Origin of the sequence: Nonomuraea sp. NPDC050383, from assembly GCF_044459125.1 — a bacterium.
Classification (GTDB): Bacteria; Actinomycetota; Actinomycetes; order Streptosporangiales; family Streptosporangiaceae; genus Nonomuraea.
In genome coordinates this window covers 107463-130505 of record NZ_JBITIP010000002.1, presented here as the reverse complement: position 1 = coordinate 130505, position 23043 = coordinate 107463, and the positions used below count along the sequence as shown (strand labels likewise).

Below are 23043 nucleotides of genomic sequence, written 5' to 3'. Positions count from 1 at the left end.
TACCGTGAGACAGGCCTTCCATGACGTCGCCGCCCTGGTCGCCCGCTTAGGCGTCGGCGGCATCTTCTTCGCCAACGGCTGGCACAAGCTGGAGGACGGCCTGAAGAACACCGGGCTGCTGTTCGCCCAGCAGGGCGCGCCCGCGCCGCGGGCCTGGGCCACGGTCACCATGCTCGCCGAGCTGATCGGCGGGGCGCTGCTGATCGCCGGGCTGCTGGTGGCGCTGACGGGGCTGGTGCTGTTCGCCGAGGCGCTGGCCGTGTTCCTGGTCGCGCCGCCGCTCAACCCCATCACCGTGAACGAGCTCGTCCTGCTCGGCGTGGCCGCGCTGCTGCTGGCGGTCGTGGGCGCGGGGAGGGTGTCGGTGGACCACATGGTGGTGATCCGGCGCCGGGAGTCGGCCGCGGCCAGCGAGTTCGCGGCCGACACGGAGGCGGACCAGGTCATCGCCTCCCTGCGCGACCCCGACACGGCCCGCCCTTCCGACCCGGCCTCCGGAGGCGCCGCCCCCGCGCCGAAGGCATCCTCCACCGGAACGGGCACGGAATCGGGCACGGGCAAGGGCACGGGCTTGGGCTCGGAGACCGGCACCGGGCCGGGCACGGCGGCTCGTACGCGGGCCCGTACGGACACGGAGCAGGCCGGGCAGGGAGACACGGCGCCCCACCCCCGCCCGCGCCGCCCGCAGGCCGAGACGGCGGCGCCCACCGACGAGCCGGCCTCGTCACCGGCGCCGGGCGACACCCTGGTCGCGGGCCGCAAGAAGCCCCCGGGGCGGACCCGCCGCACCCAGCCCGACGAGTAGGCGCCCGGCGGACCACCCTGGTCAGAGTTCGAAGCGGGCGACCCGGCGGAGCTTGTTCATGGCGTCCAGGGCCGCCACCTTGTACGACTCCGCCAGCGTCGGGTAGTTGAAGACCGCGTCCACCAGGTAGTCGATCGTGCCGCCGCAGCCCATCACCGCCTGGCCGATGTGCAGCAGCTCGGTGGCGCCCGTGCCGAACACGTGGACGCCCAGCAGTGACCGGTCCTCCGGCGACACCAGCAGCTTCAGCATGCCGTACGTGTCGCCGATGATCTGCCCGCGGGCCAGCTCCCGGTAGCGGGAGATGCCCACCTCGAACGGCACCTGCGAGGCGGTCAGCTCGTCCTCGGTGCGGCCGATGAAGGAGATCTCCGGGATCGTGTAGATGCCGATCGGCTGGAGGTGGTGGATGCCGTGCAGGGGCTCGGCGCAGGCGTGGTGGGCGGCGATGCGGCCCTGCTCCATCGAGGTGGCGGCCAGCGAGGGGAATCCGATGACGTCGCCCACCGCGTAGATGTGCGGGACGGTGGTGCGGTAGTGCTCGTCCACCGGGATGCGACCCCGGTCGTCGGCCGACAGGCCGGCCAGCTCCAGGCCGAGGCCGTCGGTCATGCCCTGGCGGCCCGCGGAGTACATGACGGTCTCGGCCGGGATCTTCTTGCCGCTCTCCAGCAGCGCCAGCGCTCCCCTGGCCCGGCGCTCGACGGCGGCCACCGTCTCGCCGAACCGGAACGTCACCGCCAGGTCGCGCAGGTGGTACTTCAGCGCCTCGACGATCTCCAGGTCGCAGAAGTCGAGCATCCGCTCCCGCCGCTCCACGACCGTGACCTTGGTGCCCAGGGCGGCGAACATGGAGGCGTACTCGATGCCGATGACGCCCGCCCCGACGACGACGAGCGAGTCGGGGACGGCCTGGAGGTTGAGGATGCCGTCGGAGTCGATGATCGTCTCTTCGTCGAACTCGACCGACGCGGGGCGGGCCGGTCGCGTTCCCGTCGCGATGATGATCTTGTCGGCGGTGATCTTGACGTCACGGTTCGACTCGTCGATCACGTCCAGCGTGTGCGGGTCCACGAACCTGGCCGTCCCGGGCACCACGGCGACATGGTTGCGCGCGAGCTGGCTGCGGATCACGTCGATCTCCCGGCCGATGACGTGCTGGGTGCGGATGCCCAGGTCGCCCACGGTGATGTCGTCCTTGACCCGGTAGCTCTGGCCGTACATCTCCCGCTGGTTGAGGCCCGTGAGGTAGAGCACGGCCTCGCGCAGGGTCTTGGACGGGATCGTGCCGGTGTTGATGCAGACGCCGCCCATCATGTTCCGGCGCTCGACGATGACGACCCGCTTCTCGAGCTTGGCGGCGGCGATGGCCGCTTTCTGCCCGCCGGGTCCGGAACCTATGACGGCAACATCGAAGTCGGCCACACTGCCAGTGTCCCTCTAGTGGGCGGTTCCCGCCATGAGCGTTCAGCCGGACATGCCGGCCATCACCCGGTCCACGAGGCCGGCGCTGCCCTCCTGGCGGGCGCAGTGGGCGCAGCAGTACCAGTTCTTGCCCGACTGGACGCCGTGCCCGATGACGCGGGTGCCGCAGTGCTCGCAGATCGGCGCCATGGCCTGGATCGCGCACTGGAAGGAGTCGAAGGTGTGCACGGCCCCCTGGGCGTGGACCTCGAAGGACATGTCGTAGTCGTTCCCGCACGTCTCGCAGACGGCCATGGTGTCCCCCTCGCGCTGTCACCGGTACGCCGGAGGGACATACCCGGTCGGCCGCCACTGTTGCCCCAAGAGCCGGCCATAATTCGCGGGGGTCTCAACGGGGCAGGAGGGCGCGGGCGAGCAGGGGAAGCGCGAGCAGGCCGAGGGCCGAGAGGGCGGCCGGCAGGCCGAGCCCGGCCGCCAGCGCCGCCACGAGCGGCGGGCTGATCACGAACGCGGTGTACGACACGACGGAGACACCGGACACGAGCGCGCCGCTCGGGTCGCCGGCCGCGGCCCGGCTGAGGACGGCCGGCACCAGCGGCCCCAGGGCGAGCCCGGCCAGAGCGAACCCGGCCAGTGAGATCGGCACCGCCCAGGCATCCGCGCCCGCGCCGCCGCCCCAGCCGGCGAGGGCGATCCCCGCGCCCCCGCCCAGGCCGGCCACCAGGTAGAGGGGGCGCAGCCGCAGTCCGGGCAGCGCCTGCGCGACCAGGCGGCCGGCCGTGAGCGCCCCCATGTACACCGCCGGCGCGGCGCTGGCCACCAGGGCCGAGGCGGCACGGTGCTCCTCGAGCAGGAGCACCGACCACTGCTCCACCGCGTTCTCGATGATCAGGGCGCACGCCGCCAGCCCGCCCAGCAGGGCCGCCGCGCCCCAGTGCCGCCGCTCACCGGGGCCGTCCCCGGGGACGGCGCCGCGGCCGAGGGGCAGCCGGAGCAGCGCGGCCGAGGCGGCGAGCACGAGGGCACCCAGCACGGCCAGCACCGCTGTGGTGCCGAGGCCGAGCTGGCGGGCCAGGCCGGTGGCGGGGGCGGCCACGATGACCGCGACGGGGAAGGCCGCGTGGACCGGCTGGAACAGCCGCCGCCCGCTCTCCCGCTCCACCCGTCCCGTGGTCAGGTTGAGTGCGACGTCGAGCGCGCCGCTGGCCGCCCCCAGCACGAGCAGGGCCGCGCCGAACGTCACCGGCGACGACGTCCAGCCGATCGCGGCGGCGCTCAGCCCGAAGGCGGCGCAGGCGAGGAGGAGTGTGTCACGCTCGCGTCCGCGGGCCAGCCGCCCGGTCATGGCCATCGCCGGGATCGCCCCGACCGGCACCGCCGTCAGCGCCAGGCCGAGGTCCACGGCCGAGGCTCCGAGCTGGTCCTTCAGGGCGGGCAGCAGGGCCGACCAGGCGCCCCAGAACATGCCCCACGCCGCACAGACCAGGATGAGCGGCAAACCCCGATATTTCACGAATCCCCCTCGCGCCGCAGTCAAGCCATGGTAAAGATCGACGATGTTGTTCGACGAAGGGAACCTCGTGCTCAAGCGTACGATCGTCGCGGCCGGCCTCGTCGCCGCCGGGATCGCCGCCGTCCCCGCCCCCGCCTCTGCCGCGTCGGCGGCCTACACGCCCGAGCGCGTGTGCGGGTCCGGATTCCACCAGGTCAAGGACGGCCACCGGGCGATGAGGACGCGCGACGGCCGGGTGCTCGGGCACGTCTACCTCATGTACAGCAGGAGCAGCGGCGAGAACTGCGTGGCCGCGATCAAGACCCGCTACACCGGCACCCGCACGGTGACCGGCGCCAGCCTGGAGGTGCGGGGCGGCGGCCGGTCGGAGGACGTGCAGAAGTACCGGTTCTACGCCGAGACCGGGCACGTGGACGGCAGCTGGAAGTGCGTGAAGTACCAGGGCTGGACCCGTACCCCCGACAACCGCGTCGAGGCGTGGGGCGGCCGCACCTCCTGGGGCAACTGCAAGGGCTAGCAGACCTTCCGGTACGGGACGTCCGGCAGGTAGCGGGCCCAGTCCCGCTCGGACAGGGTGGCACCGGCGCGCCGGCACACGGCCGCCGCCACCTGCTCAGGGTCCACCGGCACCTCGTGGATGTGCCCGTCGACGGCGGCGTACAGGGTGCGGCCGTCGCCGCTGAACGTGAGCGCCTGGGGCTCGTTGGTGGTGGGGAGGTCGTAGGAGGCGCCGAGCCGCCGTTTGGTGTTGAGATCCCAGAGCTGGATCCTCCCGCTCATCGTCAGGGTGGCCAGGATGCCGCCGTCGGGTGAGAAGGCCAGCAGGTCGACCGAGCCGGCCGCGCGGGGCAGTGTGGGGCGGATCGGCGTGGCCCCCTGGGGAGCGGCGGCGTCCCACAGGGCGATGCGGCCGGTGTCGTCCTGGCTGATCGCGATGACGGCTCTGCTGCTCAGCGCGGGGCGGTAGCCCGTCGCGGACAGGGCGAACCCGCTGCCGGACGGCTTGCCCGTCGTCAGGTCGAGCAATCTGCCGCTGCCGGTGACGAGCGCCCTGCCGTCCTTGGTCAGCGGGCCGCCGCGCTCTGCCGCGGCGAAGTCGTGCAGGGTGCGTCCGGTGGCCGCGTCGTAGACCAGCACGCGGAAGTCCCCCACCTGCGCCTGCGGGTCCATCGACATGACGATCTCCTTGCCGTCGGCGGTGAACTGCACCTGATCGGGGTTGTTGAGCTTCGGCGTCCGGACGGCCCACACCTGCCGCGACGTCCTCAGGTCGATGAGCCTGACCTTGCCGTCCGACTCCGCCAGCACCAGGCGGTCGCGCGGTTCGTCGAAGCCCGGCGCCAGGGACTGCGCCTCGGAGTGCTTGGCGAACGTCGCGACGGTTCGATACGTCCGGAGGTCCACGAGCCGGAGGCGCGTCGCCTCATAGTCGGTGACCGTGGCCCATCGCCCCGTGGGGCTGAACCGGATCTCCGGGTCCTCCTTGCCCACCCGCGTGGACGTCACCCGGGAGGCCAGGTCCACGCTCACGACGACATCGTCCATGAGGTAACGCAGCGTCCTGCCGTCGGGGTCGAGGCGGACATCGGTCAGGTCGCCCTCGGCACGGTAGTTGAGCACCTCCTTGTGATCGGCGATCCGCCACACCTGCACGTCCCGTCGGGCGAAGACGACGACGTACCGGTCGTCCAGGCGCATCTGGGCCCACAGATTGCGGCAGAGCTCGCAGGACCACTGGTCGTCCCTGGCGCGCAGCCGTCCCGAGGCCGCGTCCACCAGCGTGATCCCGTCACGTCCGCAGGCCAGGGTCCTGCCGTCCGGGCTGAAGGCGGCCACGGCCGACTCCTTGCGGCAGGCCGGGTAGGGCCGCTCCCACGTCCAGCCGGGCAGCGACAGCGCGTCGAGCCGCCCGTCCGTGACCAGCATGCGCCGGCCCGTCGGATCCACCAGCAGGTCGTCGGGCATGACCTCCATGTCGCCTCTGACGACCGGCTTGCCGAACCGCCTGCCGGTCTTCAGGTCCACCAGATGCGACACACCCTCGAAGTAGGAGACGAACATGGTCGTCTCGTGCTCGCCGAACCGCGGGAAGTAGCCGCCGCCACTCGCCCCTCCGAGCTTCTCCCTGTAGACGCGTCTGCCCGTGGTGAGGTCCCAGACGCCGAGCTCCTCCGGCGTCGACTGCGCCAGCAGGCGGCCGCTCGGGCTGAGCACCGGCCCGAAGACGATCTCGCCCTTGAGGTCCAGCCCCTTCCAGCCGCCGGTGCGCCGGCCCGTCCGGATGTCGTAGACGTTCACCCCCTGCTTGCTGACGCTCACCAGTGTGCGGCCGTCACGGCTGAGCGCCCGGTAGGCCACGCCCTGAACGGGCGGGTCGCGGAACACCGCGGTCTCCTGCTGCTGGAGGGAGGCGACCAGGCTGGAACGGGTCTCGGGCTGCGGCGAGAGCCGCCACGCCGCGACGCTCAGCCGCATCGCGGTGCCCGGGTCGGTGACCCGCATCCGGTCCGCCTCGGCCGCCGCCTGCTTGGCGGTGGCGATGTCGCGCTGGCGGGCCGTCTGCTGTCCCTGCCACACCGCCACGCCGGCCGCGACCAGCGCGACCGCCAGCATCCCGGCCAGTGCGATCGTGGTCAGCCGCCGTCGCCTGGTGCGCCGCCGGGTCAGGTCGGTGCCGGCCTGGAGGTAGTCGCGCTCGCGCGGGGTCAGTGTCACGTGCCGGCGGCTGGTGGCGGCCCACCGCAGCGCCCGCTCCAGGCGGCTGCCCTGGAGCAGGTCGGCGTCGCGCCGGCCGTGCTCGGCCCAGTGCCGGGCCGCCCGGGTGATCTCGCCGAGGACGGCCAGGCCGTCGCGGTCGGCGTCCACCCACATGCGCAGCCGGGGCCAGGCGCGCAGCAGCGCCGGCCGGGACAGCTCCACGGACGTGCCGTCCGAGGAGACGACGTACGAGAAGGCGCGCAGCACCCGGTGCACCGCCTCGGCCTCCGGCTCCGGGCGTCCCTCGAACAGCTCGTCGTGCGAGGCCGTCCGGCCGCTCTCCCGGCCGTCGTCCCCCACGGCGACCAGCCGCAGGAACACCTCGGCCGCCACATCCCGCTCCTCCGGCCCGAGCGAGCCGTAGGCGTCCTCGGCGATCGTGCCGAGGGCGGGGTCGTCGCGATCGGAGCCGGCCACGCCGCGGGCGGCGCGGCTGCCCTCCGCCAGCAGCCCGCCGGTGTCGGCGGCGTCGCCGCTGACCAGCGCGAGCAGCAGGTCGCGGGCCGCCGGCCGGGCGGCGGGCTCCTTGCGCAGGGCCGCGGCGACGAGGGGGCGGAGCCCCGGCGGCAGGGCGGTCAGGTCCGGGTGGTGGGACAGCACGCGGTGCATGACGCCGCCGAGGTTGTCGGCGTGGAACGGGTCCTGCCCGGTGGCCGCGAACACCATGGTCGCGCCCCAGGCGAACACGTCGGCGGACGCGCCGGCCCGCTGCCCGGTGAACACCTCGGGCGCGAGGTAGCTGGGCGTGCCCGCCACCTCGCCCGTCCTGGTCAGGGACATGTCGAGGGTCCGGGCGATGCCGAAGTCGATGACGCGGGGGCCGTCCGGCCCGAGGAGCACGTTGTCGGGCTTGAGGTCGCGGTGGATGACGCCCGCGTCGTGGATCGCGGTGAGCGCGGTGGCGACCGCCGTGGCCAGACGGTGCAGGTCGTCGCCCGCGAACAGCCGCCCGCCGTTCACCGCCTGCCGCAGGCTCGGGCCGGGGACGTACTCCGACACGATGTACGGCCGGCTGCCGTCGAGGTCGGCGGCCAGCACCCTGGCGGTGCAGAACGAGGCCACCCGGCGCGCGGCGGTCGCCTCCTTGGCCAGCCGGCCGGCCGTGCCGTTCCCCCCGCCGTCTCCCCCCGGGTGGAGCACCTTGAGAGCGACCCGCAGTCCCCCGGCGTCGTACGCCTCGTAGACGACTCCCTGGCCGCCGGCGCCGAGCCGTCCGGCCAGCCAGTACGGGCCGACATGCTGCGGATCCCCCGCGCTGAGCGTTTCCACAAGGGGTTGGATGCCGGGTCGTGCCCCGGGGTTGTCACATTCCGGGCGGCGAACCGCGCCTGAGGGAAGATCCCAACCAAACCGGGCCGGGATGCATCTCACGATCGACATGTTCCTCCCGAACATCGCGAAAGGAACCGATCGTGATCACTTTCCCTCGGCGCGTCCTCGCCTTCACCGCGGCGGCGGCCACCGCTCTGTCCCTCGCGGCCGTGCCCGCCGCCGCGACGGCCGGCTCCGTCGCGACGGCGGACGCATCCCGGCTCACGAACGCCGCCACCGGGATGTGCCTGGCGGTCGGCCGCAGCGAGGTCCGGGCGGGCAAGAAGGTCATCCAGTGGCCGTGCTCGGACAGCAAGGACCAGAAGTGGATCTACCGCCACGGCCGGCTCACGAACGCCAAGACCGGCATGTGCCTGGCGATCCCGCACGCCTCGCCGCGGAAGGCCGAGGGCGTGGTCCAGTGGCCGTGCACCGATGGCGGCGCGGAGCAGAAGTGGACCTACGACGGCATGCAGCGCCTGCGCAACCGGGCCACGGGCATGTGCCTGGCCGTGGGCAAGGCGGAGCGGCGCAAGGGCAAGGTCGTCATCCAGTGGCCGTGCGGCGGGCAGACCGACCAGGTGTGGCTTCACCGGTAGAAATGCATTGAAAGCGCAGGTGACCCCGCGTTAGGTTGTCCGGCATGGCGGGTCCCCGCGCCCGCCAGCCGCGCTGGCGCGGCGCTCGTACGGCCGGGCGCCGGGAGGGGCACACCATGAGACGCGTCACGATCGTCAGGCCGACGAGACCACGTCCGGATCCCAACGCGGACCTGGACCTGCGCTCCCCCTCGGGCCGCCGGCTCCCCTACTGATCGAGGTTCGAGGATCGGGACCGCGTCCGGTTCGGCGAAGGATTTCCCCGCCGAACCGTTTCTTACACCGTGCTTACGGGTGTTTCTGTAGTTAAATTAGATAACAGGAACATCACGGGGGGCTCGGGGTGAAGAGGCTAGCGGTCGTGCCGCCGCACGTCATCAGGCACAAGGTGCGCGACATCCGCACGGTGGACCGGCGCAGGCCGGCGCCGCCTGATCCGAAGGTCGTGGACCTGCGCGCCTACGCCGGCCGCAACGTGATCCGCTTCCCCGGCGGCCCGGCCCCGGCCGCCTAGCCGGGGCCCGGCCGGGAGCGCGGCTCAGCCGTAGAGCCTCTTGGCGTAGGACTCGCCGTAGTACTGCTCCAGCTGCTCGACCGACTCCTCGACCACCTGCACCTCCTTGATCAGGCGGGCGTGCGAGGGCAGCGCGTCGGGCTTCCAGGCGTCGGGCTTCCACAGCGACGAGCGCAGGAACGCCTTGGCGCAGTGGAAGAAGATCTGGTCGATCTCGACCACGAGGGCCAGCTGCGGCCGGTGGTTCTTGACGACCATCTCGTCGAGGAACGGCGCCTCGCGGACGAGCCGGGCCCGGCCGTTGATCCGCAGGGTCTCGTTGCGGCCGGGGATCATGAAGATCAGCCCGACGTTGGGATTGGCCAGGATGTTGCGGAAGCCGTCGGCGCGGCGGTTGCCCGGCCGGTCCGGGATGGCGATGGTGGTGTCGTCGAGGACGCGGACGAATCCGGCCGGATCACCCTTGGGTGAGACGTCGCAGCTCCCGTCGGCGCCGGAGGTGGCGATCAGGCAGAACGGCGAGGCGGCCAGCCACTGCCGGTCACGCTCGTGCAGGCGCGCCCGCTCCTTGGTGGCGGCACGGGGCATCACGTCGCCCAGCAGCTCCCGTAGCTCGGACTCGGAGTCGATCTCGACCCAGCTCATGCGATCTCCCTTCGGGGGTCCGGGCAAATCCTGTCACGGGAGCGGCTCCAGCAGTCGGTGGGGTGCGCGCAGCGCCACGCTGACCGGATCGCCGCGACCGTCCTCCAGCCCGGGCCCGGGACGTACCTCGACCTGCTCGGGCGGGAGGTGCGGCGCCCCGCAGCCGGTGCAGGAGGAGAAGGCGTCGATGCGGGCGCCGCAGTCCACGTGGATGAACAGCCGGCGGGCGCCGTTGCGGGTGAGGTGACGCTCGCCCCACTGTCCGAGGGCCAGCACGGGCTGCCAGAGCTCGCGGCCCATCGGGGTCAGCACGTACTCGTCGCGGGGCGGCGTGTCCTGGTAGCGCCGCCGTTCGAGCACACCGGCGTCGACCAGGGCGGTCAGCCGCTGTGACAGCACGGCCCGCGGGATGTCGAGGTGGGCGAGGAAGTCGCCGTAGCGGCGCACGCCGTAGAGCGCGTCGCGGACGACGAGCATGGTCCACCGCTCGCCGACCAGCTCCAGGACCCTGGCCAGGGAGCAGTCCTGGCCGTCGTAGTTCTTGCCGAGCGCCATGGGGCCATCTTAGTTCATTCATTGAACCGTGGTACCGTGCCCGCCATGAGTTCAATGACTGAACCGACGACACGGCCCCGGTTGGGACCCGCCGTGGCCTCGCTCGCCCCCTTGCTGGTGCTGACGAACTACACCGTGCCGATGGTCACGCTGCCGGACACCGCGCGGGCGCTCGGCGCCGGGCCGACCGGGCCGGTGTGGATCCTCGGCTCGGTCGCGCTCGGGTTGTCCTCGGTGCTGCTGGTGTCCGGGGGGCTGGCCGACGACCATGGGCGCAAGCGGGTGCTGGTCATCGGCACCGGCGTGCTCGCCGCGGCCAGCGTGGTGACGGCGCTGGCCACGGCCGTGCCCGTGTTCGTGGCGGCGCGCTTCGCGCAGGGCGCGGCGAGCGGCGCGATGCTGGCCGCCAGCCTCGGGCTGGTCGGTCACGCCTACCCGACCGGCCCGGAACGGGTGCGGGCCACCGGGCGGTACGGGGCGATGATCGGGCTCGGGACCGCCGTGGGCCCTCTGGTGTCTGGGGCGCTGGCCTCGGTGGCGAGCTGGCGGGCCGCGTACTGGCTGGTGGCCGGGTGTGCGCTGGCGCTGATGGCGGTGTCCGCGCGGGTGCTGGAGGAGTCGCGCTCCCCCGAGCCGCGCCGCTTCGACGTGCCGGGCGTGGTGCTGCTCAGCGTGGGCGTGGCCGCGCTGGTGGCCGGGGTGACCGAGAGCAGGCTCGGGTGGGGGCGGCCGGTGGTCCTGACGGCCTTCGCGGTGGCGGCGGCGCTGGGAGTCGCGTTCGTGGCGGCCGAGCGCAGGCGGCCGGACCCGCTGCTGGACCTGGAGTTGTTCCGGCGGCCGGCCTTCCTCGTGGCGACCGGGGGCGCGCTCGTCGTCGGGGCGGCGATCGTCGGGCTGCTGAGCTACCTGCCGAGCGTGCTCCAGCAGGCGCGCGGGCTCACCCCGTTGGAGACCGGGTTGCTGTTCGGGCTCTGGTCGTCGCTGTCGTTCGTGGTCGCCCTGCTGTCCAGGCACGTACGGCTGCGCACGGCGGGTCGCTTCGCGCTCGGTCTCGCGCTCAGCGCGGCCGGCTTCACCGGGCTGCTCGGCGCGGGCTCGGACGGCTCGATGGTCCCGGTGGTGGCGGGACTCGCGGTCAGCGGGATCGGGTCGGGGCTGGTCAACTCCTCGATCACCCACCTGGCCATCGAGAGCGTGCCGGCGCACCGGGTCAGCATGGGGTCCGGGGCCAACAACACGGCCCGTTACGTGGGCAGCTCGCTGGGCGCGGCCGGGGTGGCGGCGGCCGTCGGGCAGCTCGGAGCGGCATCGGGCGGGACGGTGGCCGTGGCGGGGTGCGTCGTGCTGACGGCGGCCACGGCCGTGGCCGCGCTGCTCACCCGCGCCTGAAGGGGCTGCTCACCCGCGTCCGGGACGGGGAAACGGATCTCACCAGCGGCGGGCGTTCGCCATGGCGCCGAGCAGCGCGTCCCGCTCCGCCGCGAACCTCACCGGCTCCATTCCCTCCCTCTCGGCGCGCAGGTGCAGCATGGTCAGCTCGGTCGCCGCGTGCTGGTAGTCGCTCATGGCCCGGCCGAGCCCGGCCCGCCCGGCCCACCGGCGGGCGCGCCGGCGTCCGGCCAGCGAGCCGAGCATCGCCAGGTCCGGCGGGGTGACCAGCCCCGTGTACTGGTAGGCGGGCAGGTAGGCGCCCATCCTGGCGAGGAGCTGCCGCCGCTCCCGCACGGTGACGACGACGAGCAGGACCAGCGCCGCCATGATCACCAGGTACGCGGTGGCGAGCCAGCCGAGCGACCTGAGGGAGGCGGTGCCGTTCCACAACGCGTGCAGCACGACCGCGGCCAGGTAGCCGAGCGGGATCATGGCGTACCGGGCCGGGCCGCGCCGGGTGAGGGCGTAGGCGACGCCGAGCCCGATCATCGAGGTGTAGACGGGGTGGCCGAGCGGGTCGATCAGCCCGCGCATGACGAAGAGCTGCACGGTCGCGTCCACGCCGCTGCGCAGGAAGGCGCTCAGGTAGTAGCCGACGTTCTCCACGGCCGCGAAGCCCAGCCCGGCCATCGAGGCGTACACGATGCCGTCGGTCAGCCCGTCGATCTCCCGGCGGCGGCGCAGGAGGAGCAGCAGCGCCGACCCCTTGAGCGCCTCCTCGATCACGGGGGCGAGGAACACGGTGCCCATGGCGTCGACGACCTGCGCGCCGTACCCCGCACTGCTGAACAGCGCCTGCCCGGCCAGGGTGAGCGCCACGCCGAGCACGATCGCCACGCCGGCGCCCCACGCGAACGCGAACGCGAGGTGCAGCTTCGGCTCCGGCTCCAGCCGGTCCAGCGAGAGGACGGCGGCGAGCAGCACGGGCAGCGGCGCGAGCGCCAGCAGCAGCGACAGCCCGAACCCGACCGGCCCGCCGCTGCGCAGCAGGACGGCGAGCACGACCAGCGCCAGCGCGCTGGAGACGACCAGGCCGATCAGCAGGACCTTGCTGGGCCGCCGCTGGACCAGCAGGGGAGGGCGCAGGGGGACTGTCATCGTCACGCCTCTCTTCACTCGGGGACCCACTATGGGCGCCCGGTGTCGACGAACGCTTGACAGTCGCTTGACGGGGTGGCCGGGCGCTCGGCGACCTGACGGGGGCTGCGGCGGTAGGGTTCCCCACAACGAGGAGGAATCACCATATGGCTGATGAAAGCTACGGACCTGGCGCCGGACCGGCACCCGTCTCGCTGCCGGAGGAGGAGCTTTCGAACCTGATCGCCGGACAGCGCTTCGGCGCTCTCGCCACCACCCGGAGCAGCGGCGTGCCCCACCTGTCCACGGTCGTCTACAGCTGGGACGCCGAGCAGCGCGTGGCGCGGATCTCGACGATCGCCGACCGGCTCAAGGTCCGCCAGCTCCAGCGCGACCCGCGCGGCTCCCTCTACGTGACCAGCGACGACTTCTGGTCCTTCGCGGTCGCTGAGGGCAAGGCCGAGCTGTCCCCGGTCAGCGCCGAGCCGGGCGACGAGGTCGGCAGGGAGCTGCTCGCGATGGCGGGGGGGCCTCGCCGACCCGGCGCAGGAGGAGGCGTTCCTGCGCCAGATGGCGGCCGACCGGCGCATGGTGATCCGGCTGCGGGTCTCGCGGCTGTACGGGACCACGCTGCCCGTCGCGGGCTGACCGGGGGTGACGCGGTGGGTGTCCTGATCCGCGCCCAGGACGTGCCGCCGGAGCAGCGGCACGCCGCCTGGCGGAGCATCGTGTGCGACACGCTCGGCCCCCTGGACTGCCGCATCGACCCCGACTCCCCGCTGCGCGGCGAGATCGACGCCGGAGCGCTCGGCTCCGTCGGCGTCGGCAGGGTCCGCACCACCACCCCGCACAGCGTCCACCGGACCCCCGGCCAGATCCGCCAGGGCTCGCGCGAGCTCTACCGCGTGGTGCTGGCCCTGTCGGGCGAGCCGGTGCTGGAGCAGGACGGGCGCTCCACCCGGCTCACGCCCGGCCGGCTCGCCCTCTACGACTTCGCCCGGCCGTACCAGCTCGCCTACACCTCCGCGGTGGACCTGGCGGTGTTCAGCCTGCCCCGTGACGCGCTCACGCTCCCGCACGACTCCGTCGCCCGGCTCACCGCGGTCCCGATCACGACGGACGACGGCACCGGGGCGCTCGCCGCGCCGCTCCTGCGCAGGGTCACCCTGGACCTGGAGAGCTACCGGCCCGCCAGCGCGGCCCGGCTGTCGGGCGTGGTGATGGACCTGCTCACCACCGTCATCGCCGAACGGGCCGAGCAGACCGCGGCCCTGCCGGACGAGTCGCGCGCCCGCACCCTCCAGCTCCGCGTCAACGCCTTCATCGAGGAGCACCTGGACGATCCCGGGCTCGACCCGGCCACCGTCGCCGCCGCCCACCACGTCTCCGTACGTCAGCTCCACCGGCTGTTCGAGACGCGCAGCACCACGGTGGCGGCCTGGATCCGGCACCGGCGCCTGGAGCGCTGCCGCAGGGAGCTGGCCGACCCGGCCCTGCGCCACGTCCCGGTGAGCCTCATCGCCGCCCGCTGGGGACTGCCCGGCTCGGCCCACTTCAGCCGCCTGTTCAGGCAGGCGTACGGCATGCCGCCCGCCGAGTACCGCCGCGCCCGCCTCCCCCAGGACCCCTGATCCGGCACGGATCGTCAAGAGAGCGGCACTGACTCGCAAGACCGGCGAGCCGGGCGTGAGCAGACTGGGACGTGTCCGCACCACCCGGTACGGGCACCACCACGGCGAAAGGCCCCGCCCATGTCCAGCGCCCCTGTCTCCCACACCATCTTCGTCAACCTGCCGGTCGCCGACCTCGGCCGCTCCAAGGCGTTCTTCGCCGCGCTCGGCTTCTCGATGTTCGGCGCGAGCGACGACATGGCGTCCGTGATGATCAACGAGCGGACCCAGGTCATGCTGCTCACCGAGCCGGTCTTCGCCTCCTACGCGCGCTCGGAGGTCGCCGACCCGGCCAAGAGCACCCAGGTGATCCTCGTCCTCGGCCTGGACGACCCGGCCGCCGTCGACGCGCTGTTCGACCAGGCGATCGCGGCGGGCGCCACCCCCGTCGGCGAGCCGATCAACGACGGACAGCGTTACCAGCGCGGCTTCGCCGACCCCGACGGCCACCAGTGGTCGGCCCTGTCCCTGGTGGCGCAGGCCGGCTGAGGCGGCGGCCGGATGGACGAACCCCGGACCGGCGAGGTCACCTCGGCCGACGGCACCCCGATCGTCTACGACCGCTCCGGCACCGGGCCGGCCCTCGTGCTCGTGCACGGGGCGTTCACCGGGAGGGAGCACCCGTTGCTGCGGGTGGTGGCGGCCACGTTGTCGCCCTGGTTCACGGTCTACAACTACGACCGGCGCGGCCGGGGCGGCAGCGGTGACGCCCGGCCGTACGCGGTGGAGCGGGAGATCGACGACCTCGCCGCCCTGCTCGCCGAGGCGGGCGGGCAGGCCATGGTCTTCGGCGGGTCCTCGGGGGCGGCGCTGGCGCTACGGGCGGCGGCCGGGGGCCTGCCCGTCTCCAAGCTGGCACTCTGGGAGCCGCCCTACCACGTCGGTCCCGGCGCTCCGGAGCTGTCCCCGGACTTCGCCTCGCGGCTGGAGTCGCTGGTGAAGGAGGGGCGGCGCGGGGACGCGGCCGAGCTGTTCATGGTGGAGGCCGCCGAGGTCCCCGCCGAGGCGGTCGCCGCGATGCGCGGCCTGCCCGAGTGGGCCGGGATGGAGGCGCTCGCGCACACGCTGGCGTACGAGGCCGCCGTCATGGGACCGCGCAACGCCCTGCCCGCCGGGCCGCTCGCCTCGATCGGGCAGCCCACGCTGGTGCTGAACGGCGGGGCCAGCCCGCGCTGGATGCTGGACGCGGGCCGGGCGGTGGCCCGTGCCGTGCCGGGCGCGGACCACCGGGTCCTGGAGGGCGAGACGCACGCCGTGTCGCCACGGGCGCTGGCGCCGGAGCTCCTGGAGTTCCTCGTCGCCGCGTGACCCGCCGCCCATCGCGTCACGTGGTGGAACGTCCGCCGGCCGAGATGCTCGGGTCCGCCGTCCACGGCCGGAGCTTCTCGGGGTTGCGTACCGCCCAGATGTTCGTGATCCGGTCACCCGCGACGTCGAACGCCGCCACCGTCACGGTGACGCCGTCGTGCTGGGCCACCAGGCCGGGCTGCCCGTTGACCGTACGCTCCAGGATCGTCAGGCCGGGTGCCCAGCCGGCGATCCCGACCAGGTAGCGGGCGATCTGGTCGCCGCCCTGGATCGGGCGCAGCACGGTGCGGACCAGGCCGCCGCCGTCGGCGATCATCGTGGCGCCGGGGTCGAGCAGGCCGACGAGAGCGTCGATGTCCTTGGCCTCCCACGCCTGCTTGAAATCCCGGACGACACCGGCCTGCCGCTCGGCCGGGGGCGCGGGAGTCTGCGACGCGCGGAGGCGACGCCGGGCCGAGGAGGCCAGCTGGCGACACGCCTCCGGGCTACGGCCGACCATCTCCGCGACCTCGGCGAAGGAGTAGCGGAAGACGTCGTGCAGCACGAACGCGACGCGCTCGGCCGGGGTCATCGCTTCGAGCACGACGAGGAAGGCCATGCTGACCGACTCGTCCAGGGTGACCCGGTCGACCGGGTCGGCCGTGGCGCCGTCCGACATCCCGGCGACCCACTCCATGCGGTCGGGCAGCGGCTCGGGAATCCATGCGCCCACGTAGCTCTCGCGCCGGGCCCGTGCCGAGCCGAGCAGGTCGAGGCAGATGCGGCTGGCGACCGTCGTCAGCCAGCCGCCGGGTGACTCGATGGCCTCCTGCTGCTGCGGGGACATGGCGTACCAGCGGGCGTAGGTCTCCTGCACGACGTCCTCGGCGTCGGCCAGCGAGCCGAGGAGCCGGTAGGCGAGATTGGTCAGCTGACGCCGCTCGCCCATGATCGCGCTCAGGCTCGGATCGAGCCGGCCGTCTCCTGACCCGGATGCGGTGGTGCTCATGGTGTCGCCGACTTCCCTCTGTCGCAGCTGCCCTCACTGTTCCGACGAGACAACGCCGCGGAATGTGAGATCGATACCGCGCCTCACGTTCCCGGCCGCTGTGTCGTCGGATGAGTGAGACACCAGGTCACAAGCCTCAGACCCGGTGAGATCCAGAAGGGCAGTTCCATGTTCTTGCGTGTCGCCATCCTCCTGCAGACCCTGGCCGTCTTCTCGGCGCCCGTCACCGCCGGGCTGTTGCTGTCCGCGCCCAGCGGACGGGCCCTGCACAGTGTCTCGGCGTACGGGGTGTTCACCGTGGCGCTGGTGCACGTGCTCGCTGCGATCCTGGCGTGGCGGCCGGGCGGCGGCTCGCCCAGGCCCATCCTGTACGCGGTCGTCTTCTTCGCGCTCACGCTGGCGCAGATAGCGCTGGGCATCGCGGGCGTGAAAACCGTGCACCTTCCGTTGGGGGTCCTGATGTTCGGCATGAGCGTCCTTCAGCTCGCCCGGGTCTGGACCGGCCGCCGCACCCACGAGACCGTCGCCGCCTGACGCCGGCGCGCCGCCACCGCCGACATCCAGAAGGGAAACCCCGCCATGTCCACGCCCGCAACGACCGAGCAGGACGATCTCCAGTCGCGTCTGCCCGACCCCACCCGGCTCTTCCCCGAGATGGCACAGATCGCCGGCGCCATGAACAGGGCCGCCCTGAACGGTTCGATTCCGCAGGCCACCGTCAACCTGGTGCAGCTCCGCGCCGGGCAGATCGTCGGCAGCACGTACCACACGGTCCGGCAGACGGGCCTCCTCCGCAAGGCCGGGGAGGCGGAGGAGCGCATCGCCGCCGTGGCGTCATGGCAGGACGCCCCCTACTTCACCGACGCCGAACGGGTCGCGCTGGAGCTCGTGGAGGCCGTCCTCACCCCGAACCCGTCCGGGGAGCGCGTCCCCGACGAGCTGTACGCCAGGGCGGCCGGCCACTACGACGACCAGGCGCTGTGGACACTCACCCTGGCGATCAGCCAGATCTTCTTCTTCATCCCCGTCGCCCTCATCGCCAAGCCGATCCCCGGCAAGGTCCCCGGGAAGAACTACAGCAGGTAACGCCCCGGCCGCCGGCACAGCGACCTTCGCCATGCGATGGACGAGTCATTCCGATGCGTGACTGAGTACGCCGGTTGGGGGGCATCCGTTCAGTCGAGGACCGCGGTGGCTTCGATCTCGACGAGATGGTCAGGGATGTCCAGTGCCGCCACGCCCAACAGCGTGGCCGGCGGGACCCCAAGCTTCGCGGCCGCTCGGGAGATCCCCTCCAGAAGGGCAGGCATCTTGTCGGGGGTCCAGTCGACGACGTGGACGGTGAGTTTCGCCACGTCGTGGACGGCCCGGGGCTCGCTTGCCGAGGCGCGCCCGCCGTTCCCGGGTCACTCCCCTGGACGGCGCAACCCGTCGAGGACGATGTGGAGCAGATGCCGGGCCCTGGCGTCCCACTCGTCCGATTCCAGACGGGTCAGATAACCGATGAGCAGAATGACGTCACGGGCGTCCACGTCAGGGCGGATGGTCCCCGCGGCCTTGCCGGCGTCGAGAAGTTCGGTCAGCGCAGCGCCGATCGGGCCGAGGCTGTGCGCGGACAGGTCCTGCCACACCGCCGCTTCGACGGCGGCGAACACTTCGCGCTTGACCTGCGCATAGTCGGCCACCCGATCGAACCAACGGGCCAGCGCGGCGAGCGGCTCGTGCTCGGCGAGCAGGGCCGGCGCCGCCGCCACGAGCTCGTCCACGTCCTCCCGGTAGACCTCGGCGAGCAGCGACTCCCGGGTCGGGAAGTGGCGGTAGAGGGTGCCCTGGCCGACCCCTGCCTGTTTGGCGATCGCGTTGAGCTTGACCTCGTCCGCGTTCGCGATGGCCGCCCGGGCCACCTGGATGATCCGGTCGCGATTACCGGCGGCGTCGGCCCGGCGCTGGGTTGAGTCCATAGGTGCCCCATTCCGTCCGGCCTGAAGATCGTGCCCACCCAGGCGATCTACGCGGCGACCAAGAACGCCGTCCGCACCCTGCTGGAGGGATTGCGGCAGGAGTCGACTGACGGCGTGCTGCGTACGACGGCGATCTCACCGGGCGTGGTCCGTACCGAACTCGTCGACTCGATCGACGACGTTCAGGTCCGCGAGCAGATCCGGCGCGACATGAACGCGTTCGCCATCGACCCTGAGGCTGTGGCCCGCGTCATCGCCTTCGCCATCGAGCAGCCTCACGACGTCGAGATCGGCGAAGTCATCATCCGCCCGACCGTCCAAGGCTAGCCGCGTCCTTCGCGCCGCCTGTGGCCTGACAACCTGCTCGGCCGCCCCTGAACCGCTCTGCGGAAAGGTCATACCACGCGTACTGGACAGCGCTGGTTGCACGAACGCACCAGCAAGCTCGCAGGCCACATGGACAGGGAACCGGACCTTCGTCCGATTCCCTGTCCTGGCGAGCTGGTACAGCGCTTTCAGCTGTTGTGGAGCTTCAAGCGCCTGGGAATCAGCTGCAGCCGCTCGTGGAGCCGCAGCCCTCGCAGACGTAGCAGCTGCCCGCCGGGCGCATCTTGGTGCCGCAGGTCATGCAGAGCGGCGCGTCCGCCGTGAAGCGCTGGTGGCTCTCCAGTGCCTTGGCCGACGGCTTGAACTCCCCGGGCTGGTCGCCCGCCTTCTCCGCCGCCTTGTCCTCGAGGCGGGCCTCGATCGGCGCCGACTGGGCGAGCGCCTCCCGGTCGACCGTCTCCTGCAGCGGCGCCGGGTCCTCGCCGCGCTGCTGCGCCGCGCGCTCGGCCGCCGAGAAGATGCCCAGCGCCGCCCGCTCGTCGTACGGCAGGTGGTCGAGCGCGAGGCGGCGGAAGATGTAGTCCATCACCGACGTCGCCATCCGGATGTCCGGGTCGTCGGTCATGCCGGCCGGCTCGAACCGCATGTTGACGAACTTGCTCATGTACGTCTCGAGCGGCACCCCGTACTGCAGCCCTATCGAGATCGCCACCGAGAAGGCGTCCATGACGCCCGCCAGCGTCGAGCCCTGCTTGGACATCTTGAGGAAGACCTCGCCCAGCCCGTCGTCCGGGTAGCTGGAGGCGGTCATGTAGCCCTTGGCGCCGCCGACCGTGAAGCGGGTCGTCGTGCTCGGGCGCTGGTTCGGCATCCGCCGCCGGGTCGGGCGGTTGACCTCGATGACCTTGACCTCGGGCTCGGCCTTGGCCTCCTCCTTGGTCTCGGCCTTCTTGCCGCCGGCCGACAGCGGCTGACCGACCTTGCAGTTGTCGCGGTAGACGGCCAGCGCCTTCAGGCCGAGCTTCCAGCCCTCCAGGTAGACCTGCTCGATGTCGTCGATCGTGGCCGACTCGGGCAGGTTGACGGTCTTGGAGATGGCGCCCGACAGGAACGGCTGGGCGGCGGCCATCATGCGCACGTGGCCCATCGGCGCGATCGCCCGCTCGCCCATCGCGCAGTCGAACACCTCGTAGTGCTCATGGCGCAGCCCCGGCGCGTCGACGACGTGACCGTGCTCGGCGATGTACTCGACGATGGCCTCGATCTGCTCCTGCTGGTAGCCGAGCTGCCTGAGGGCGCGCGGGATCGTCTGGTTGACGATCTGCATGGAGCCGCCGCCGACCAGCTTCTTGAACTTGACCAGCGCCAGGTCCGGCTCGATGCCGGTGGTGTCGCAGTCCATCATCAGGCCGATGGTGCCGGTCGGGGCCAGCAGCGACGCCTGGGCGTTGCGGTAGCCGTTCTTCTCGCCCAGCTTGAGGCACTCCGACCACTGGCGCGACGCCTCGGCGTGGATCTTGGAATCCATGGAGCCGACGGTGCGCAGGTTGTCGTTGGCGGCGGCGTGCTTGCGCATGACGCGCTTGTGCGGCTCCGCGTTGCGGGCGTAGCCGTCGTACGCGCCGACCGCGCCGGCCAGCTCGGCGCTGCGCCGGTACGACGTGCCGGTCATCAGCGAGGTGATGGCGCCGGCGACGGCACGGCCGCCGTCGGAGTCGTAGGCGTGGCCGGTGGCCATGAGCAGCGCGCCCAGGTTGGCGTAGCCGATGCCGAGCTGGCGGTAGGCGCGGGTCGTCTCGCCGATCTTCTCGGTCGGGAAGTCGGCGAAGGTGATCGACACGTCCATCGCGGTGATGATCAGCTCGGTCAGCTTGACGAAGCTCGGGACGTCGAAGGTGTTGTCCTCCTTCAGGAACTTCAGCAGGTTGATGCTGGCCAGGTTGCAGGAGGAGTTGTCCAGGTGGACGTACTCGCTGCACGGGTTGCTGGCGGTGATGCGGCCGGTCTCGGGGGTGGTGTGCCAGTCGTTGATCGTGTCGTCGTACTGGACTCCGGGGTCGGCGCACTCCCAGGCGGCCTTGGCCATCTTGCGGAACAGGTCGCGCGCGTCGACCGTCTCGATGACCTCGCCGGTGAGGCGGGCGCGCAGGCCGAACTCGCCGCCCTTCTCCACCGCCCGCATGAACTCGTCGGAGACGCGGACGGAGTTGTTGGCGTTCTGGTACTGGACCGAGACGATGTCCTTGCCGCCGAGGTCCATGTCGAACCCGGCGTCGCGGAGCGCGCGGACCTTGTCCTCCTCGCGCGCCTTGGTCTCGATGAACTCCTCGATGTCGGGGTGGTCCACGTCGAGGACGACCATCTTGGCGGCCCGGCGGGTGGCGCCGCCGGACTTGATGGTGCCCGCGCTGGCGTCGGCTCCGCGCATGAACGACACCGGGCCGCTGGCCGTTCCGCCGCTCGACAGCAGCTCCTTGGAGGAGCGGATGCGCGACAGGTTGACGCCCGAGCCGGAGCCGCCCTTGAAGATCACACCCTCTTCCTTGTACCACTCGAGGATCGACTCCATCTGGTCGTCCACCGAGAGGATGAAACAGGCGCTGACCTGCTGCGGCGACTGGGTGCCCACGTTGAACCAGACCGGCGAGTTGAAGGCGAAGATCTGGTGGACCAGCGCGTACTTCAGCTCGTGGTCGAAGATCTCGGCGTCCTCGTCGTCGGCGAAGTAGCCGTGCTCGATCGCGGTGCGGGTGTAGACGCCCACCACGCGGTCCACGAGCTGCTTCAGGCTCCACTCGCGCTGCGGCGTGCCGACGGCGCCGCGGAAGTACTTGGTGGTCACGATGTTGGCCGCGTTGACCGACCAGAACTCGGGGAACTCGACGCCCCGCTGCTCGAAGTTGATCGAGCCGTCCCGCCAGTTGGTCATGACGACGTCGCGGCGTTCCCACGCGATCTCGTCATACGGATGCACGCCCGGCTTGGTGAAGATCCGCTTCATCTTCAGGCCCTTGCGGGGACGCTTGCCTCCGCGCGCGACTGAACCGCTTGCCGTCTCCGTCATGACTCCCCCTTCTCCGCCTTCAACTGTTCGATCTCGGTCTCGAAGTCCGCCAAGGTCTCGAAACCGCGATATACCGATGCGAACCGCAGGTAGGCCACCTCGTCCAGCTCCCGCAGCGGGCCCAGGATCGCCAGTCCCACCTCGTTCGAGGGGATCTCCGCCGCCCCCCTCGCCCGGATGGCCTCCTCGACCCGTTGCCCGAGCTGGGCCAGGGAGTCCTCGCTGACCGGCCTGCCCTGGCAGGCCCGCCGCACGCCCGCGACCACCTTGTCCCGCGAGAACGGCTCGGTCACGCCGCTGCGCTTGCTCACCATGAGGAGTACGGTCTCCTGGGTGGTGAACCGGCGGCCGCACTCGGGACAGGTGCGGCGACGCCGGATGGCGCCGCCGTCGTCCGTCGAGCGGCTGTCGATGACCCTCGTGTCAGGATGGCGACAGAACGGACAATGCACGCGTTTCGCCTCCTGCCCCGCGGCCACCCCACCCGGCCCTCGCCGCCGCGCGAACGCCCCTGCCCAGGTTGACCAGGGAACGCTCACGCCCGCCCCATGGCATGCCATGGTGCGGTCACGAAAACACAAGGTGTGGTGAACTACATCGGTGTAAGTACTAGATGTTGTGGTCCAACCGTAGAAGCGCGCGACCATGAACGCAAGTTGAGCCACACCTGTCCCAGGGAAGCCGCTGATCAGCACGGCATGTTCCCGCCCGCCCGGCGTGTCGGCCCCTTCTGGCTACGTAGGCCCCGCTGAACTGCCCTGTAAGCGGAAAGAACACCATCCACACAGGTTCAAAACCTATGCCGCATCTCAGGCCACCGAGACCGCGCCCTTCCCCCCGCTCCGTCCCTTGTGGGGCCGAACCGCCACCGCCTCGCGGCGGGCGCTGCCTGCGGTGACCGGGCGAGGTGCGACCGCCCCGCGGCGTTACCTGACCAAGCTGATTCTGCCGCGTGACGCGCACATCAAGGAGGCGGCCGAAACCACCGCCGTGCGGTTACCGCCCATCGCCCTCGGCGGAAGGTCGGCGCGCCACGCGAGGACGGGCCCTCGACGAGCGAGAGCAGCGAAGGACTCCACGGTGGCCGGGTCAG

General features: G+C 71.9%; 24 protein-coding genes. 12 read left to right on the top strand and 12 right to left on the bottom strand.

Annotated elements, in window-relative coordinates; all coding sequences use genetic code 11:
• Positions 1–4 precede the first annotated feature (4 nt).
• Positions 5–805, top strand: a complete 801-nt coding sequence (locus tag ACIBG4_RS05345; protein ID WP_397200791.1) for a DoxX family protein — start codon at positions 5–7, stop codon at positions 803–805.
• A gap of 21 nt (positions 806–826) precedes the next feature.
• Here ACIBG4_RS05345 and sthA read toward each other — a convergent pair whose 3' ends face one another.
• The 3 genes from sthA to ACIBG4_RS05330 all read right to left on the bottom strand — a co-directional run bounded on the left by sthA (position 827) and on the right by ACIBG4_RS05330 (position 3743).
• A complete protein-coding gene (sthA, locus tag ACIBG4_RS05340; RefSeq protein WP_397200790.1) occupies positions 827–2230 on the bottom strand; it encodes a Si-specific NAD(P)(+) transhydrogenase in 1404 nt (467 codons plus the stop codon).
• Between the two features lie 42 nt (positions 2231–2272).
• Entirely contained in the window at positions 2273–2524 is a 252-nt protein-coding gene (locus ACIBG4_RS05335) for a hypothetical protein (RefSeq protein WP_310711568.1), read from the bottom strand.
• 94 nt (positions 2525–2618) lie between these two features.
• A complete protein-coding gene (locus tag ACIBG4_RS05330; protein WP_397200789.1) occupies positions 2619–3743 on the bottom strand; it encodes an MFS transporter in 1125 nt (374 codons plus the stop codon).
• A gap of 43 nt (positions 3744–3786) precedes the next feature.
• Here ACIBG4_RS05330 and ACIBG4_RS05325 point away from each other — a divergent pair, with 43 nt between their 5' ends.
• Positions 3787–4260 carry a hypothetical protein gene (locus tag ACIBG4_RS05325; RefSeq protein ID WP_397200788.1) on the top strand — a complete coding sequence of 158 codons (474 nt, stop codon included), beginning with the start codon at positions 3787–3789 and terminating at the stop codon, positions 4258–4260.
• Here the strand turns inward: ACIBG4_RS05325 and ACIBG4_RS05320 are convergent.
• On the bottom strand, positions 4257–7769 hold the full coding sequence (locus ACIBG4_RS05320) for a protein kinase (protein ID WP_397200787.1): 3513 nt from the start codon (positions 7767–7769) through the stop codon (positions 4257–4259). The genes ACIBG4_RS05325 and ACIBG4_RS05320 overlap by 4 nt on opposite strands.
• 143 nt (positions 7770–7912) lie before the next feature.
• Here ACIBG4_RS05320 and ACIBG4_RS05315 point away from each other — a divergent pair, with 143 nt between their 5' ends.
• The 3 genes from ACIBG4_RS05315 to ACIBG4_RS05305 all read left to right on the top strand — a co-directional run bounded on the left by ACIBG4_RS05315 (position 7913) and on the right by ACIBG4_RS05305 (position 8924).
• Positions 7913–8410 carry an RICIN domain-containing protein gene (locus ACIBG4_RS05315; RefSeq protein ID WP_397200786.1) on the top strand — a complete coding sequence of 166 codons (498 nt, stop codon included), beginning with the start codon at positions 7913–7915 and terminating at the stop codon, positions 8408–8410.
• A gap of 44 nt (positions 8411–8454) precedes the next feature.
• Positions 8455–8625, top strand: coding sequence for a hypothetical protein (locus tag ACIBG4_RS05310; RefSeq protein ID WP_397200785.1), 171 nt, complete (start codon positions 8455–8457; stop codon positions 8623–8625).
• A gap of 128 nt (positions 8626–8753) precedes the next feature.
• A complete protein-coding gene (locus ACIBG4_RS05305) occupies positions 8754–8924 on the top strand; it encodes a hypothetical protein (RefSeq protein ID WP_397200784.1) in 171 nt (56 codons plus the stop codon).
• 24 nt (positions 8925–8948) lie between these two features.
• Here ACIBG4_RS05305 and ACIBG4_RS05300 read toward each other — a convergent pair whose 3' ends face one another.
• Entirely contained in the window at positions 8949–9569 is a 621-nt protein-coding gene (locus tag ACIBG4_RS05300; protein WP_397200783.1) for a pyridoxamine 5'-phosphate oxidase family protein, read from the bottom strand.
• 33 nt (positions 9570–9602) lie between these two features.
• Positions 9603–10124 (bottom strand): helix-turn-helix domain-containing protein, encoded by a 522-nt coding sequence (locus ACIBG4_RS05295; protein WP_355450001.1) that lies wholly within the window; start codon positions 10122–10124, stop codon positions 9603–9605.
• Between the two features lie 93 nt (positions 10125–10217).
• On the opposite strand from ACIBG4_RS05295, the gene ACIBG4_RS05290 reads away from it, so the two are divergent.
• Positions 10218–11513, top strand: a complete 1296-nt coding sequence (locus ACIBG4_RS05290) for an MFS transporter (protein WP_397200782.1) — start codon at positions 10218–10220, stop codon at positions 11511–11513.
• Between the two features lie 39 nt (positions 11514–11552).
• Here the strand turns inward: ACIBG4_RS05290 and ACIBG4_RS05285 are convergent, their stop codons facing one another.
• Complete coding sequence (locus tag ACIBG4_RS05285; protein ID WP_397200781.1) at positions 11553–12653, bottom strand: PrsW family intramembrane metalloprotease; 1101 nt, start codon at positions 12651–12653, stop codon at positions 11553–11555.
• A gap of 146 nt (positions 12654–12799) precedes the next feature.
• Between ACIBG4_RS05285 and ACIBG4_RS05280 the strand changes: the two genes are divergently transcribed.
• The 3 genes from ACIBG4_RS05280 to ACIBG4_RS05270 all read left to right on the top strand — a co-directional run bounded on the left by ACIBG4_RS05280 (position 12800) and on the right by ACIBG4_RS05270 (position 15610).
• Positions 12800–14263 (top strand): helix-turn-helix domain-containing protein, encoded by a 1464-nt coding sequence (locus ACIBG4_RS05280; RefSeq protein ID WP_397200780.1) that lies wholly within the window; start codon positions 12800–12802, stop codon positions 14261–14263.
• Between the two features lie 120 nt (positions 14264–14383).
• On the top strand, positions 14384–14791 hold the full coding sequence (locus ACIBG4_RS05275; protein WP_397200779.1) for a VOC family protein: 408 nt from the start codon (positions 14384–14386) through the stop codon (positions 14789–14791).
• A 12-nt stretch (positions 14792–14803) separates the two neighbouring features.
• Complete coding sequence (locus ACIBG4_RS05270; protein WP_397200778.1) at positions 14804–15610, top strand: alpha/beta fold hydrolase; 807 nt, start codon at positions 14804–14806, stop codon at positions 15608–15610.
• Between the two features lie 16 nt (positions 15611–15626).
• Here ACIBG4_RS05270 and sigJ read toward each other — a convergent pair whose 3' ends face one another.
• The gene (gene sigJ, locus ACIBG4_RS05265) at positions 15627–16598 is read right to left on the bottom strand and encodes an RNA polymerase sigma factor SigJ (RefSeq protein WP_397200777.1); all 972 of its coding nucleotides are present in this window, start codon (positions 16596–16598) and stop codon (positions 15627–15629) included.
• A gap of 168 nt (positions 16599–16766) precedes the next feature.
• Here sigJ and ACIBG4_RS05260 point away from each other — a divergent pair, with 168 nt between their 5' ends.
• Together ACIBG4_RS05260 and ACIBG4_RS05255 are read left to right on the top strand one after the other, a co-directional pair.
• Positions 16767–17132 carry a hypothetical protein gene (locus ACIBG4_RS05260; RefSeq protein WP_397200776.1) on the top strand — a complete coding sequence of 122 codons (366 nt, stop codon included), beginning with the start codon at positions 16767–16769 and terminating at the stop codon, positions 17130–17132.
• A 45-nt stretch (positions 17133–17177) separates the two neighbouring features.
• Positions 17178–17684 (top strand): carboxymuconolactone decarboxylase family protein, encoded by a 507-nt coding sequence (locus tag ACIBG4_RS05255; RefSeq protein ID WP_397200775.1) that lies wholly within the window; start codon positions 17178–17180, stop codon positions 17682–17684.
• Between the two features lie 89 nt (positions 17685–17773).
• Here ACIBG4_RS05255 and ACIBG4_RS05250 read toward each other — a convergent pair whose 3' ends face one another.
• Both ACIBG4_RS05250 and ACIBG4_RS05245 read right to left on the bottom strand, forming a co-directional pair.
• Positions 17774–17953, bottom strand: coding sequence for a RidA family protein (locus tag ACIBG4_RS05250; RefSeq protein ID WP_397200773.1), 180 nt, complete (start codon positions 17951–17953; stop codon positions 17774–17776).
• A gap of 51 nt (positions 17954–18004) precedes the next feature.
• Positions 18005–18559, bottom strand: coding sequence for a TetR/AcrR family transcriptional regulator (locus ACIBG4_RS05245; RefSeq protein ID WP_397200772.1), 555 nt, complete (start codon positions 18557–18559; stop codon positions 18005–18007).
• Between the two features lie 30 nt (positions 18560–18589).
• On the opposite strand from ACIBG4_RS05245, the gene ACIBG4_RS05240 reads away from it, so the two are divergent.
• Positions 18590–18886 carry an SDR family oxidoreductase gene (locus ACIBG4_RS05240; protein ID WP_397200771.1) on the top strand — a complete coding sequence of 99 codons (297 nt, stop codon included), beginning with the start codon at positions 18590–18592 and terminating at the stop codon, positions 18884–18886.
• 220 nt (positions 18887–19106) lie between these two features.
• Here the strand turns inward: ACIBG4_RS05240 and ACIBG4_RS05235 are convergent, their stop codons facing one another.
• Positions 19107–21950 (bottom strand): vitamin B12-dependent ribonucleotide reductase, encoded by a 2844-nt coding sequence (locus tag ACIBG4_RS05235; protein WP_397200770.1) that lies wholly within the window; start codon positions 21948–21950, stop codon positions 19107–19109.
• Positions 21947–22402 carry a transcriptional regulator NrdR gene (gene nrdR, locus ACIBG4_RS05230; RefSeq protein ID WP_397200769.1) on the bottom strand — a complete coding sequence of 152 codons (456 nt, stop codon included), beginning with the start codon at positions 22400–22402 and terminating at the stop codon, positions 21947–21949. Before nrdR ends, ACIBG4_RS05235 begins: the two co-directional genes overlap by 4 nt.
• Positions 22403–23043: the final 641 nt, after the last annotated feature.

Coding starts and splice junctions, on each gene's coding strand:
- ACIBG4_RS05335 (WP_310711568.1), bottom strand. CDS start 2,524: ATGGCCGTCTGCGAGACGTGCGGGAACGACTACGACATGTCCTTCGAG.
- ACIBG4_RS05325 (WP_397200788.1), top strand. CDS start 3,787: ATGTTGTTCGACGAAGGGAACCTCGTGCTCAAGCGTACGATCGTCGCG.
- ACIBG4_RS05310 (WP_397200785.1), top strand. CDS start 8,455: ATGGCGGGTCCCCGCGCCCGCCAGCCGCGCTGGCGCGGCGCTCGTACG.
- ACIBG4_RS05300 (WP_397200783.1), bottom strand. CDS start 9,569: ATGAGCTGGGTCGAGATCGACTCCGAGTCCGAGCTACGGGAGCTGCTG.
- ACIBG4_RS05295 (WP_355450001.1), bottom strand. CDS start 10,124: ATGGCGCTCGGCAAGAACTACGACGGCCAGGACTGCTCCCTGGCCAGG.
- ACIBG4_RS05285 (WP_397200781.1), bottom strand. CDS start 12,653: ATGACAGTCCCCCTGCGCCCTCCCCTGCTGGTCCAGCGGCGGCCCAGC.
- ACIBG4_RS05280 (WP_397200780.1), top strand. CDS start 12,800: ATGGCTGATGAAAGCTACGGACCTGGCGCCGGACCGGCACCCGTCTCG.
- ACIBG4_RS05275 (WP_397200779.1), top strand. CDS start 14,384: ATGTCCAGCGCCCCTGTCTCCCACACCATCTTCGTCAACCTGCCGGTC.
- ACIBG4_RS05270 (WP_397200778.1), top strand. CDS start 14,804: ATGGACGAACCCCGGACCGGCGAGGTCACCTCGGCCGACGGCACCCCG.
- sigJ (WP_397200777.1), bottom strand. CDS start 16,598: ATGAGCACCACCGCATCCGGGTCAGGAGACGGCCGGCTCGATCCGAGC.
- ACIBG4_RS05260 (WP_397200776.1), top strand. CDS start 16,767: ATGTTCTTGCGTGTCGCCATCCTCCTGCAGACCCTGGCCGTCTTCTCG.
- ACIBG4_RS05255 (WP_397200775.1), top strand. CDS start 17,178: ATGTCCACGCCCGCAACGACCGAGCAGGACGATCTCCAGTCGCGTCTG.
- ACIBG4_RS05245 (WP_397200772.1), bottom strand. CDS start 18,559: ATGGACTCAACCCAGCGCCGGGCCGACGCCGCCGGTAATCGCGACCGG.
- ACIBG4_RS05235 (WP_397200770.1), bottom strand. CDS start 21,950: ATGACGGAGACGGCAAGCGGTTCAGTCGCGCGCGGAGGCAAGCGTCCC.